Origin of the sequence: Pseudarthrobacter sp. NPDC058362, from assembly GCF_042723515.1 — a bacterium.
Lineage (GTDB): Bacteria > Actinomycetota > Actinomycetes > Actinomycetales > Micrococcaceae > Arthrobacter.
Map to the genome: position 1 here is coordinate 328,876 of NZ_JBHXIW010000002.1, position 12,402 is coordinate 341,277.

Consider the following 12,402-nt stretch of genomic DNA (forward strand, 5'->3'; position numbering starts at 1 on the left):
CGGGCGTCGCCGGCTCACCCCCCCCATTTTGAGTCGCGCCATGTGCCGTTTTGGACCCCCAAAACGGCACTTGGCGCTACCTACTTGGGAGCGGGGTGACGCGCGGGAACACCTGGCGCGCCGCCGTCGTTGTTTCCTATTGTGTGCCTGAAGCGGGCGCCGCAAGCCAACCAAAGGACACCCCTTGCCCCAACGCACCATTGTGATCACCGGCGCCAGCGACGGCATCGGCGCGGCAGCCGCCCGGACACTGGCCGGGGCAGGCGAGCGGGTGGTCGTCGTCGGCCGCTCCGCGGAGAAGACCCGCGCGCTCGCCAAGGAACTGGACGCGGACTATTTCGTGGCCGACTTCGCCGAACTCGCCCAGGTGCGCGACCTCGCCGCCCGGTTGAAGTCCGACTACCCGCGCATCGACGTCCTGGCCAACAACGCCGGTGGCATCATGGGCACCCACACGCTGACCGTGGACGGCAACGAATCCACCTTCCAGATCAACCACCTGGCGCCGTTCCTGCTGACCACGCTGCTGATGGATAGGCTCGTTGCCAGCAATGCCAAGGTCATCAACACGGCGAGCATGGCCAACGGATTCGGCAAACTGGACCTGTTCGACCTCAACTCCGAGCACAGCTATTCCACCAACCGCGCCTACGGCACCGCGAAGCTGGCCAACATCCTGTTCACGTCGGAGCTGCACCGCCGCTTCCATGACCAGGGAATTACGACGGCGGCATTCCACCCGGGCGTGGTGCGCACCAACTTTGCGGCGGAGTCCAGCAGCTGGTTCCGGCACGCGTACAAGACCCTCCTGAACCGCTTCATGCTCACCCCTGACCAGGGCGCGGACACCCTGCTGTGGCTGATCAACGGCACTCCCGGCACCGACTGGGTATCCGGCGCCTACTACGCCAAGCGGGCCATCGCCAAAGCCAACCCCCAGGCCTACGACGCCGGCCTGGCGCAGGGCCTGTGGGAGAAGAGCGAAGAGCTGACTGCCCGGGCCGCCTGACCCTCCCGCGCACGCCTCACCCTCCCGCGTCAGGCGTGCGCGTTGTTGGCCAGCGCCTCTCCTATGATCCGTGCGCCCTCGGGGTAGGCGGCCGGGTTCGGGCCCGAATAATTGAGCCGGATGTACGGGCCGGCGGGTTCGGCCGGGAACCATTCCGTGCCGGCGGCGATGACCACGCCGGCGTCCTCGCAGTCCCGGGTCAGCTGTGGCAGGTCTGTCCCGTCGGGCAGCCGCAGCCACAGGTTCAGGCCGCCTTTGGGCAGCAGTTCCAGATGGGCCTGGGGCACGTGCTCGGCGATGCTGGCTGCCAGCAGGTCCCGGCGCGACTGCAGCTGATGGCGCAGGCTGCGCAAGTGGGTCTGCCACCCGGGCTGCGTCACCACGTGCAGCGCGGCCGCCTGCAGCAGCCCGCTGACGTACATCGATTCGGCCGCGCGCTGGGCCAGGATGCGTTCGCGCGCCGGGCCCCGGGCCATGACCGCAGCAATCCGGATGGCGGGGGACACACTCTTGGTCAGGGAGCGGATGTACACCACGTGCCCTGAATCGTCGCGGCTTGCCACCGGAACGGGGTCGGAGGTGATGCCGAAATCGTGGGCCCAGTCGTCCTCCACCAGGAAGGCGCCATGGGTCCGGACCACGTCCAGCACCTCTTCGCCGCGTCCTGGAGCCCACTGCGCGCCGGTGGGGTTGGCGTAGTTGGGTTGTGCGTAAAACACCCGGGCGCCCGTTTCCTCGAACGCGCGGGCCAACACCGCCGGCTCCGGCCCTTCCGGTCCGCTGGGCACCGGAACCACCCGTACCCCGGTCTGGGCGGCGGCCAGGATGGCGCCCCAATAGGTGGGCGATTCGAGCAGGACCGGCTGCCCCGCCCCGGCCAGCGCCCGGAAGATGGAGCTGAGCCCGCTTTGGCTTCCGGGAAGAACGATCACGTCGCTGGGCGTCGGGGGAGTGGTGCCTGCAGGAGTCACGGAACCGAGTTCGTGGGCGAACCAGGCCTGCAGTTCCGGCAGTCCGGCCGCCGGCGGCCGCGACAGGGCAGCATCGCCCCTCGCTGCCCGCGTGAGTGCCGCCCGCACCAGCCGCTCGGGCAGCAACTCCCGGTCGGGATAGCCGGAATGGAAACTGATGGCATCGTTGGGCACGTTCCGCATGGTGCCCGACGCCGCCGGCAGCAGCGACTGCGGTGCCCGCAGTGCGGCGGTCTGCCAGCCGTAATCGGCTGGCTTCACCGTCCGCGCGGCACGCACGAAGGTTCCGACGCCGGGACGCCCCTCCACGAGTCCCTGCGCCGTGAGCGTCTGCAGGGCTTTTTGCACCGTCACGGGGCTGGCCCGGTATTCTGCGACCAGCTGGCGTGTGGAGGGCAGCCGTGCGCCTGGTGCGGCACGGCTGATCCATTCCTTGAGTGCCAGAACGATCCGAGAACTGCTATCGTTATTCATGAAGAACAATAGTAGCGCTACTGCTCCTGAGGAGACAGCGGTACCGCGCCGGACAGGCCCCGCAGGCAGCTTTCCCAACGGCGCCGGCGGGTCCGGCCCGGCTTCCTCCCCAACTGCCGGTGTCTGGTGGGGGCTGCTCGGCGTCGTGGCCTTCTCTTTCACTGTTCCCTTTACCCGGGTTGCCGTAGCCGGCCTGTCTCCGCTGTTCATCGGCTCAGGACGGGCTGTGATCGCCGCAGCGCTCGCAGCCGCAGCCCTCCTCCTGGCCCGGCAGCGGCTCCCGCACCCCAGGCTCTGGGGGCGGCTCGCGCTGGTGTCCGGCGGCGTCGTCGTCGGCTTTCCGATACTCACGTCCTACGCCCTCACCGCGGTTCCCGCCGGCCATGGCGCTGTGGTGATCGCCCTGCTCCCCGCCGCCACTGCTACTGCCGCCGTGCTGCGTACCGGGGAGCGCCCCCGGCCCGCGTTCTGGGCGGTGGCGGCGCTCGGGTCCCTGGCGGCTCTGGGGTTCGCGTTCATGCAGTCGGGCGGCATTGGCCCCCTTCAATGGGCGGACCTGCTGCTCCTCGCCGCGGTGGGGTCGGCCGCCGTCGGGTATGCCGAGGGCGGCCTGCTGGCCCGTGAAATCGGCTCGTGGCAGACCATCGCGTGGGCGCTCGTACTGGCCGCCCCGGCGATGCTGGCGCTGGCCGCCTTTACCGTGGCGGACCAGCCGCCGGCCGCTACTGTGGCACAGTGGGCGGCGTTCGGATACCTTGCCGTCGTCAGCATGTTCCTGGGGTTCTTCGCCTGGTACCGGGGGCTGGCCATCGGCCCGATCGCGCAGGTCAGCCAGGTGCAGCTGGTCCAGCCCGTCCTCAGCATCGGCTGGGCGGCGCTGCTCCTCGGCGAAGCGCTCACGTGGACGACCGTGCTGGGCGGACTCGCCGTGATGGCATGCGCCGGCGCAGCGGTCCGGGTCCGGTCCCGCCGGCCCGCCTGACCTTGAATCCACCCGCTGAAAGGATCCCCGTGTACATTCCCGCCCACTTCGCCCCAAGCCCGGCCACGGTCCGGGACCTCCTGGCGCACCCCGGCGCCGCCAACCTGGTGACCATGACCGACGCCGGACTCCTGGCCACCCTGGTGCCGTTCGTCTATGAGCCGCCTGGGCCGGACGGGGGCGCGGGGACGGACGCGGGGGACGGCTACGGTTCCCTCCAAGGACACCTCGCGCGGAACAATCCCCAATGGTCCTACGCCCCGGCCGGAGAAGCGCTCGTCATCATCCAGGGCCCCGATGCCTACATTTCGCCCTCCTGGTATGCCTCGAAAGCAGAGCACGGCCGGGTGGTGCCCACCTGGAACTACACCACCGTGCATGTGTACGGCCGGCTGGTGGTGCACGAGGACCCGGCCTGGCTTGCCTGCCACGTCCGCCGCCTCACCGGCCTGCACGAAGACGGCCGGGAACACCCGTGGTCCGTAGACGACGCCCCTGCGCCGTTCATCGGCGGCCAGCTGCGCGCCATCGTAGGAGTGGAGCTGCTCATTACGCGGATCGAGGCCAAGGAGAAGCACAGCCAGAACAGGTCCGACGACGACGCGCGGGGCGTCGCGGCCGGCCTCTGCGCCGAGGGGCTGGGGGCGTCCGCTGCCGCCGTAGAGCGGGTCCGGCACCCCCGATAAAACGCCCGACGACGGGACGTCGCGTTATGTTCATCACTCGCCGCGCCGTCTTGCAGGGTTTCGCCAAAGTGCAGGCCCATACTTGTCTTGAACGGCTTCAGCCGTCCCCCGGCCAGGCAGGAGGAAGTGCGTGGAAACCCTGAAAAAAATCGTGACCAATCAGTATTTTCCTGCTGCCGCAGTACTGGGTGCCGTGCTCATTTACTGGACCGTGGGCTTGCTGGGCGGCCTGTCCCTGCTGCACAACAACCAGCCGCCGCTGACGACCCTCACGTGGCTGTTGTTCGTCTACGCGTCGGCTGCGCTGACCCCGCTGGCCGGGGCACTCGCCCTTGTGGACCTCGTGCGGCGCTGGCGCCGCAACCGGGCCGGTGCTCAGGAGCAGGCATGGCCGGCGGAAGTGGCTGCCGAAGGGCCGGTCGCCGCCGAAGCGCCAGCCGTGGAGGCTCCGCGTCCCGAGCCCCGCATCCGGAGTCCGCACATCCCAGAGCCCGTGCCGAAGACCCCCGGCGGTAAGAAGGCGGTCACCAAGAAGACCGCCACTAAAAAGTCAAGCACCAGGAAGGCCGCCTGACCCGTCCGCGCCCGGGGGTTGCCAACCCTCGGAGCTACCAGGCTGCTTCCACCCGGTTCCTGCCCGCTGCCTTCGCTGAGTAGAGGGCCGTGTCCGCTTCTCCCAGCAACATGTCGGCGTCCACGGCGTGTCCGGCGCCGAACGTTGAGATCCCTGCACTGAGGCGCAGTTCGCCGGAGGGGTCGCCGTGGTGCTCGATCTTCAGCTTCCGCACAGCCTCCAGCGCCCGCTCAAGCAGCACCCTCGCGTCAGCGATGCCCTGGCGCGGCAACACCAGCAGGAACTCCTCGCCCCCGAACCTGTAGACGCCGTCGCTCTTGCGCACCTGGCCCAGCAGCGCCGCTGCTACGTTCCGGAGCGCAAGGTCGCCGGCCTGGTGGCCGTAGATGTCGTTGTAGCTCTTGAAATTGTCCACGTCGCACATGGCAACGCTGTACTCCTCGCCATACCGGGCACTGCGGGCATGGAGCTGCTCCAGGTCCTCAGACAGCTTGAGGCGGTTGTACAACCCGGTCAGCGGATCGGTCCGGGCCTGCCGGGACAGCACTTTACGGTAGTGCGCCAGGTCGGCGTGCAGCGTGGTCACGCGGACCGCCACCAGCAGCCGGGCGCGCAGCACGAACGGGTCCAGCGGTTTGGTGACGTAATCGTCCGCGCCCGCCTCGAGCCCGGCCAGCATGTCCTCCCGTGAATCCTGGGAGGTGAGCAGCACGATGTACGTATAGAGGTCGGTTTCACTGGCTCGGATGGCCCGGCACAGGGCCAGCCCGTCCATGCCGGGCATCATCCGGTCCGTCACCACCGCATCCGGCCGGTGGGCCAGGAAGAGCTTCCAGGCCTCGTCACCGTCAGCGGCGGCCAGGCATTCGTGTCCGGCGCGTTCGACGGCGGCGCGGGCCACCAGCAGCGACCCCGGATCGTCGTCTGCTACCAGCACTTTCACTGCGCCACCTCCTTGTCCAGCGCGTCGTTCGCCCGCTGCAGTTCGGCCTCCAGCCGGGGGAGGAGAGCGGCGGCTGCCGTGAGACTGCCGCTGCGGCCCATCCCTTCGAGCTCCGAACAGAGCGCCGCAACGGCGCCTGCCCCGATGTTGCCCGCTGAACCCTTCAAGGCGTGGGCGGCCTCCACGAGGGCCGGACCGCCGCCAGCGTGCACTGCAGACCGAAGCGCCGCCAGACGGGCCGGAACGCTGTCCCGGAAGGCCGCCGCGGCAGCGGCAAACAGGTCCTGTCCGTTCCCTCCCAGGCTGCGCAGCATCGCCAGCCGGTCCGGGTCCAGTGCGGGGCGGATTCCGACGCCGGCACGTTCGCCCCCGGTGACCGCCAGCGGCTGCGGCTGCGGTTCGGGAATCCAACGGGACAGCACCGCCTCCAAGGCTGCCGGGTCTACCGGCTTTGCGAGGTAGTCGTCCATGCCGGCGGCCAGGCAGCGCTCCCTGTCCCCGTCGAGGGCCCCGGCCGTCATCGCGATGATGGGCAGCACGGCACCGCTGCCGCCGCGGTCCCGGATCCTCCGGGTGGCCTCGTAGCCATCCAGCACCGGCATGTGGCAGTCCATCAGCACTGCGGCGTAATTGGCGGACGTGGTGGCGGTGACGGCGCGGGCGCCGTCCGGCACCACGTCCACCAGGTAGCCCAGCCTGCTGGCCATGGCGCGGGCGACCAGCTGGTTCACCTCGTTGTCCTCCACCACCAGGATGCGCCCGCGGTGCGATCCGGCAGCGGTTGCACCGGCTGGCTGTGGAGTGGAGGATGCTTCCGGTGCAGGAACCTCCGGGCCACGCGTGGACATGAGGCGGACCAGCCGGTCGTAGAACTCGGAGCTGCGGACCGGCTTCATCAGCCACTCACGGACACCCGCGGCGGCAATTTCACCGGCGTCCACCTGCATCGTGGAAGTGAGCATCATGAGCTCGATGTCCGCCAGCCCAGGCGTAGCCTTCATCCGGCGGGCCAGTTCCAGCCCGTCGGTGTCCGGCATGCAGAAGTCCAGGACGGCAAGGTCGAAGGGAGTCCCTGCCTTTCCCGCCTCGGTTGCCCGCGCAAGGGCCGAACGGGCATCCGGCGCAGCCTCAGGCTGCAGCCCCCAGCCCCGCAACTGGGATTCGAGCACCAGCCTGTTGGTGGCATTGTCGTCCACCACCAATACGCGCAGGCCGTTGAGGAAACCTGCCGCGGGAACCGGATCCGTGGAGATCGGGGCCACCCGCAGCGGCAGCCGGAACCAGAAGGTGCTGCCCTGGTCCGGTGTGCTCTTAACGCCGATCTCGCCCTCCATGGCCTCGGTGAGCCGGCGGCAGATGGCAAGGCCCAGGCCCGTGCCCCCGTACCGCCGTGTGGTGGACGCGTCGGCCTGGGAAAACGACTCGAACAGCCGGGTGTGCTGCGCGGGTTCGATGCCTATCCCCGTATCCCGCACCTCGAAACAGACCGGAACGCTTGTCTCGGGAACGTCGCCGGGAGTTTCGCACCGCACCCGGATGGAAACCTCCCCGGATGCCGTGAACTTCACAGCGTTGGACGCGAGGTTCAGGAGGATCTGCCGGATCCTGCCGGCATCTCCCAGCAGCCTGGCCGGCACGTCCGGCTCGCAGTAGGCGATAAGTTCCAGGCGCTTCGCCTGGGCCTGTTCGGCCAACAGGCCCGCCACTTCCTCGATGAGCGCCCGCGGGTCGAAGGGCCTGACGTCGAGGTCAACCTTCCCCGCCTCCAGCTTGGAGAAGTCCAGGATGTCGTTGATGAGGGCCAGCAGCGCTTCGCCCGCGCCCTTGACGCCCTGTGCGTACTGCTTCTGGGTCTGGTCCAGCCGGGTTTCCAGGAGGAGGGAGGTCAGACCCACGACGCCGTTCATGGGAGTGCGGATCTCATGGCTCATGGTGGCCAGGAACTCTGATTTCAGCCGGCTCGATTCCAGCGCTTCCCTCCGCGCTGCCTCGAGTTCCGTTGTCCGGGCCGCCACCTCCTCCTCGAGCCCGCTGGTGAGGGTGATGTTCTCGAAGATGATCAGCACCTGGCGTATAAACACTGCCCCCAGGACGGCCGCGGAAACAGCCAGCAGGAAGGGCTCCAGTTCGTGCAGATGCGGCCCGGTAAACAGGATGATGGCCAGCAGGAGCGGCGCGTAGGGCAGCAGCTCCAGGGCCAGCGTGTACCCGCGCCGTTCGGCTTCCGCGTTCTCGGCGTAAGGTGCCATGGGCGCCAGTGCGATCAGGAGGAACGCAACGATCCAGCCCAAGGCGAGGGGCGACCCCGTGGTGCCCGTGACGCCGTCGAACGTGAGGCGGATGTAGATGCTGTCCGTGACTGAAAGCACCACCAACCCGCCGCCGAAGAACAGCCAGGGCAGCCGCTCGCCCGGCCTCCGCCGCATCCCGAGGACCAGGACCAGGGACGTGATCACCAAGTCCGCCACCGGGTAGGCCATGCCGGTGAACCGCGCCAGCGGATCACCCTCCGCGCTGTACGCAGGGCCGAGCGCGGTGTACCAGCTGACCACCAGCACCGAGCCTGCGATTACGGCCGCATCCATCACCGCCCGGTACAGGGCCACCGGATTGCCTGGCCGGCGTTTGAAAGCGAAAAGCGCGACGACGGCCGGAACCGAGTACCCGATGAAGCCGACGTCGGCGAGCGATGGGAAGGGATAGGCGTGATTGTAGGCGAGGCCATAGTACGCGTAGACGGCCATGCCGGCGGCCCACCAGAAAACGGCCACCGCCATGAGGGCCCAGGCCCTGGCGTTGGGGCCGCCGCGCCTGGCGGCCTTCGCGCAGCTCGCACCGGCCAGCAAGGACGCCGCAAGGATGAGGAAATCCCCCATGACGAGGGCCGGCGCGCTTCCGTTGTTTGCCGCGAAGAAGATCCCCAGCGCGGTCAGAACCGCAGCCGTCAGCGTGGCCGGCACCAGGATCCGGCCCCTGCCGGCGGCGGGCCAGGCCCGTCCTTCCTGATCGCTTCCGGACTCCACCGCGGCCATCCCTACCCCTCCTTCAGTGTGCGGAGGACCTTTTCGGCGTGGCTCAAGGCGAGGGTCAGACGGCTTTCCGGCTCCGGCCGGGAGAACAGGTAGCCTTGCATCGAATCGCATTCCAGGGCAGCCAGGTACTGCGCCTGCTCAACGGTCTCAATGCCCTCGGCTGTGACCGTCAGGCCCAGGCTGTGCGCCATGTTGACCATGGAGCTGAGAATGGGCAGCCGCTCACGTCCGGTGCGGATCATGGATACAAAAGACTTGTCGATCTTAACCGTGTCCACGGGAAGGTCCTGCAGCCGCCCCAGCGACGAATAACCGGTGCCGAAATCGTCCAAGGCGACGCGCGCGCCGGCCTCCCGGAGAGTGCTGAGCTGTTTGACCAGGCTGCAGTCGGCGTCGAAGAACACGCTTTCGGTGACTTCGATCACCAGCTGGTACGGCGCGACGCCGCTGGCCTCCGCCAGTCGGAGCACCTGCTCGGCGAAGTCGTGCTCCTGCAGCTGCACGCCTGATACGTTAACGGCGAGGGACCGCGACGGATCGCCGGTAAGCCAGCCTGCGATGCGCCGCATGGCCAGCCCCATCACCTCCATGCCTATGCCGCCGATCAGTCCGGTCCGCTCAGCGAGCGGAATGAAGACCGAGGGCGGCACCCTGCCGCCGTCGCTGTCCCACCGAGCCAGCGCCTCGACCTTCACCACCTGACCCCGCTGGTAGGACACGATCGGCTGGAACTCTATCGAGATTTCGCCGTGCTCTGCGGCCCGGACCAGGCCAGACTCCATGGCGGTGCGTTGCATCAGCTCGCTCATCATGTCCGGCTGGAACCGCAGGAAACGGTTCTTCCCCGCCGCTTTGGCCGCATACATGGCGATGTCCGCCCGGCGAAGCAGCTCCGAGGCGTTCTGGTCCTCGGAGGTCAGGGACGCAAGCCCCAGGCTCAGGCTGGGGCGCAGGACCTTCCCGCCCGCGGTCAGCGGGACGCGCAGGCAGCGCACCATGCACGTGGCAATCTCGTCCGCATTGGGGCACGCGGTCAGCAGCACCACGAACTCGTCGCCCCCCAGCCGGGCCACCACGTCCGCCGTCGGCGCGCAGCCGCGGAGCCGGCGGGCCACCTCGATGAGCATGTCGTCGCCCGCCTGGTGGCCGAGGACGTCATTGACCTCCTTGAAGTCGTCAAGGTCCAGGAGCAGGACGTCCACGGATTTGAGCCGGGGCGACCTCACGGCCTCGCCGAGGGCATCGTTGAACACGGCCCGGTTGGCCAGGCCGGTCAGCGGATCCCGGAATGCCATGCCGCGGAGTTTCTCGGTCTGTGCCGCGAGGTCCGCCATGGCCCGGTGAGCCTGTTCCTGCGCCTGGCGGCGCTCGGTCACGTCCTGGAAGCTCCAGATCCTGCCGACGATCCCGTCGCCGGAACGGTGTGGCCGGGAATACCGTTCTATGGTCCGGCCGTCCTTGAATTCGAGGACGTCGTGGCTCTCCGCTGCCGGATCGGCCTCCAGTTCACCCAGCTTGGCCATGAACTGCCGGGGATCCGAGAGTTGGGCCAGCACCAGGGGCATGACTTCGTGCTGCAGGCTTGCGGTCATCCCCTGCGGAGCCTCCAGCAAGGTCGCCGGTATGCCCCACATGGCAAGGAACTTTTCGTTGTACCCGGCGATGTTCCAATCGGAGTCCACCACCAGGATTCCGTCCGCCGTGGATTCCAGGGTTGCTGCCAGGAGGGCCATGGCCTCGCGCCGCGGGGCGGCGGAGTTATGGTGGGCCGTGCCGCGGACCGAGAGGAGCAGCTGGCCGGCGTCGGAGCGCTGCCGGCCGGCGCCGGGAAGGAAGGAAGCTGTCAGTTCGGCCGGGAACTCTGTGCCGGTTCGGTGCAGGCAGTACGTCTGCACCGGCGCCGGGTGCTGGTCCGGATGTGCCAGGAGACGGCGGAAGAGCTTGCGGATGTCTTCCCGGAAGTCGTTCGCGAGCAGCGAGCGGTGGTCCAGGCCCGCCAGGTTGTCCTCCGGGATGCCGAACAGCCTGCCGGCCGGGGCATTGGCAGCGGCCACGGTCCCGTCAGCGGCGACGACCAGCAGCGCATCGGGGCTGAGGTCCAGCACGGCTTCCAGCGCTTGCGCCATATGAACTTGTCCCTGCATCGGGTCGATCATGAGACCACCCCCTTGGTCGTCATAAAGTCTTCCTTACACAAAAACGCCGCCCCTTTTGAAGGATGACGGCGCTTTGCTGGAAGAGTTGCTATACCCTGCGGTGGCTCCGGTTGGTAATGGCACCGTACACGAGAAGCACGATCACGGAACCGAGAATAGCAAGCAGCCATGTGCGGATGTCGAAGAACTCGGCGAGCCCGCCGCCGAAAATCAGCGAGCCGATCCAGCCGCCCAGGATAGCCCCGACGACGCCCAGGATCATCGTCACGATCCAGCCCCCGCCCTGGCGTCCCGGGAGGACGGCCTTTGCAATGGCTCCGGCAATCAGGCCCAAAATGAGAAATCCGAGAATACCCATGTTGTCACTCCTTTATCAGTAAGTTGTGCCGTGCCCCCATTTCCGGTTCCATCATTCAATCAGCGTGCTTACTTCACTTCAAGACTTCAAATATCACGGGATGACTGTCAATTTTCCGGCTTTCCGGCTTTCGGCTGCCGGATTTCCCAGGTTCGCCCCGCTGGGAGCCGCGGGCGCGGTGGCCCAAGGGCGCTTTGGATAGGATTGGGTTTTCGCCTGGCGGGGGCAGTTGCCCGTCCGGACGCCCCAAACCTAAGGAACGGCATGACCAGCACCCCGGCGGCCCGGGCCATTTTTCTCGACATTGACGGCACCTATGCGGACCACGGACTGGCCCCGGAAGCCCACGTGGACGCCGTACAGACCGCCCGCAAGCTGGGCCACCTCGTCTTTGTCTGCACCGGCCGGCCGTTGTCCATGGTTCCGGACCACATTCTGGCGGCCGGTTTCGACGGAACCATTACCGGTGCCGGCGCGCGGGTGGAACTCGGCGGGGAGGTCCTGAAGGATACGCGGTTCGAGCAGGACCTCGCTGCGCGGATCGTGGAGGTCCTGGACGCCCACGATGTCGCCTACATTCTGGAAGCGCCCGAGGCACTCTACGGCCGGGAAGGCGTGGACCAGCGGCTCCGGCGGGTCCTCGGCCCCATCTTCGAAAAGAGGGCGGCAGCCGAGGGCGGTTCCCCGGCCGCTGGGAATGGCGCAGGGCACCATGCCGCCGGTCAGCATGCCGGCCAGCCGGATCCGCTGGAGGACATCCTTGGCCCGGTCCAGTACGGCGGAGACCTCCGAAGGGCTTCCTACGCCAAGATTTCCTGCTTCGATGCGCCCCTGCCGCTGCGCGAACTAACCGATGCGCTGGGCCCGGGCGTCGGCCTGATCCCCAGTTCGCTGTCTGCGTTGGGTGACGGGGCCGGGGAAATCTTCATGGCCGGCACGCATAAAGCCGTGGGCATCCAGGTGATCGAAGAGCGCCTGGGGCTGGACCGGGCGGACATCGTGGCCATCGGCGACAGTTCCAACGACATCGAAATGCTGGAGTACGCCGGGACGGGCATCGCTGTGGAAGGCGGACACCCGGCTGTGCTGGCGGTCGCGGACCGCGTCACTGCCGGGCCGGCGGGCAATGGCGTGGCGCTTGCCTTCGCGGAGCTGGGCCTGCTGGCGCCGGACGCGTCCACGCTATCCACATAGCGGCTTTGAGTGCTTCCCGGTGT

The 12,402-nt window shown here is 68.1% G+C and carries 10 protein-coding genes; 5 read left to right on the forward strand and 5 right to left on the reverse strand.

Going from position 1 to position 12,402, the window contains the following annotated elements:
• The first annotated feature begins 184 nt into the window (after nucleotides 1-184).
• Complete coding sequence (locus ACFWIX_RS06110) at nucleotides 185-1,009, forward strand: SDR family NAD(P)-dependent oxidoreductase (protein ID WP_377215224.1); 825 nt, start codon at nucleotides 185-187, stop codon at nucleotides 1,007-1,009.
• Nucleotides 1,010-1,038: 29 nt separating this feature from the next.
• Here ACFWIX_RS06110 and ACFWIX_RS06115 read toward each other — a convergent pair whose 3' ends face one another.
• A complete protein-coding gene (locus ACFWIX_RS06115; protein ID WP_377215225.1) occupies nucleotides 1,039-2,454 on the reverse strand; it encodes a PLP-dependent aminotransferase family protein in 1,416 nt (471 codons plus the stop codon).
• Here ACFWIX_RS06115 and ACFWIX_RS06120 point away from each other — a divergent pair.
• From ACFWIX_RS06120 to ACFWIX_RS06130, 3 genes are all read left to right on the forward strand, one after another.
• Nucleotides 2,453-3,436 carry a DMT family transporter gene (locus ACFWIX_RS06120; protein ID WP_377215226.1) on the forward strand — a complete coding sequence of 328 codons (984 nt, stop codon included), beginning with the start codon at nucleotides 2,453-2,455 and terminating at the stop codon, nucleotides 3,434-3,436. The two genes, ACFWIX_RS06115 and ACFWIX_RS06120, sit on opposite strands and share 2 nt — an antisense overlap.
• A gap of 29 nt (nucleotides 3,437-3,465) precedes the next feature.
• Complete coding sequence (locus ACFWIX_RS06125; protein ID WP_377215227.1) at nucleotides 3,466-4,122, forward strand: FMN-binding negative transcriptional regulator; 657 nt, start codon at nucleotides 3,466-3,468, stop codon at nucleotides 4,120-4,122.
• Nucleotides 4,123-4,252: 130 nt separating this feature from the next.
• The gene (locus ACFWIX_RS06130; RefSeq protein ID WP_377215228.1) at nucleotides 4,253-4,696 is read left to right on the forward strand and encodes a hypothetical protein; all 444 of its coding nucleotides are present in this window, start codon (nucleotides 4,253-4,255) and stop codon (nucleotides 4,694-4,696) included.
• Nucleotides 4,697-4,730: 34 nt separating this feature from the next.
• Here ACFWIX_RS06130 and ACFWIX_RS06135 read toward each other — a convergent pair whose 3' ends face one another.
• The 4 genes from ACFWIX_RS06135 to ACFWIX_RS06150 all read right to left on the reverse strand — a co-directional run bounded on the left by ACFWIX_RS06135 (nucleotide 4,731) and on the right by ACFWIX_RS06150 (nucleotide 11,185).
• Nucleotides 4,731-5,639 (reverse strand): diguanylate cyclase, encoded by a 909-nt coding sequence (locus ACFWIX_RS06135; RefSeq protein ID WP_377215229.1) that lies wholly within the window; start codon nucleotides 5,637-5,639, stop codon nucleotides 4,731-4,733.
• Nucleotides 5,636-8,671, reverse strand: coding sequence for a response regulator (locus tag ACFWIX_RS06140; protein ID WP_377215230.1), 3,036 nt, complete (start codon nucleotides 8,669-8,671; stop codon nucleotides 5,636-5,638). The genes ACFWIX_RS06135 and ACFWIX_RS06140 overlap by 4 nt, the downstream gene beginning before the upstream one ends.
• A 2-nt stretch (nucleotides 8,672-8,673) precedes the next feature.
• Nucleotides 8,674-10,797 carry a putative bifunctional diguanylate cyclase/phosphodiesterase gene (locus tag ACFWIX_RS06145; RefSeq protein WP_377215231.1) on the reverse strand — a complete coding sequence of 708 codons (2,124 nt, stop codon included), beginning with the start codon at nucleotides 10,795-10,797 and terminating at the stop codon, nucleotides 8,674-8,676.
• A 118-nt stretch (nucleotides 10,798-10,915) separates the two neighbouring features.
• Nucleotides 10,916-11,185 (reverse strand): GlsB/YeaQ/YmgE family stress response membrane protein, encoded by a 270-nt coding sequence (locus tag ACFWIX_RS06150; RefSeq protein WP_377215232.1) that lies wholly within the window; start codon nucleotides 11,183-11,185, stop codon nucleotides 10,916-10,918.
• A 264-nt stretch (nucleotides 11,186-11,449) separates the two neighbouring features.
• Here ACFWIX_RS06150 and ACFWIX_RS06155 point away from each other — a divergent pair, with 264 nt between their 5' ends.
• Nucleotides 11,450-12,379 carry an HAD hydrolase family protein gene (locus tag ACFWIX_RS06155; protein ID WP_377215233.1) on the forward strand — a complete coding sequence of 310 codons (930 nt, stop codon included), beginning with the start codon at nucleotides 11,450-11,452 and terminating at the stop codon, nucleotides 12,377-12,379.
• Nucleotides 12,380-12,402 lie beyond the last annotated feature (23 nt).

Bases quoted from the DNA above. Each gene is read 5' to 3' on its own strand.
- ACFWIX_RS06155 (WP_377215233.1), top strand. From the start codon at position 11,450: ATGACCAGCACCCCGGCGGCCCGGGCCATTTTTCTCGACATTGACGGC.
- ACFWIX_RS06140 (WP_377215230.1), bottom strand. From the start codon at position 8,671: ATGGCCGCGGTGGAGTCCGGAAGCGATCAGGAAGGACGGGCCTGGCCC.
- ACFWIX_RS06150 (WP_377215232.1), bottom strand. From the start codon at position 11,185: ATGGGTATTCTCGGATTTCTCATTTTGGGCCTGATTGCCGGAGCCATT.
- ACFWIX_RS06145 (WP_377215231.1), bottom strand. From the start codon at position 10,797: ATGGCGCAAGCGCTGGAAGCCGTGCTGGACCTCAGCCCCGATGCGCTG.
- ACFWIX_RS06115 (WP_377215225.1), bottom strand. From the start codon at position 2,454: ATGAATAACGATAGCAGTTCTCGGATCGTTCTGGCACTCAAGGAATGG.
- ACFWIX_RS06120 (WP_377215226.1), top strand. From the start codon at position 2,453: ATGAAGAACAATAGTAGCGCTACTGCTCCTGAGGAGACAGCGGTACCG.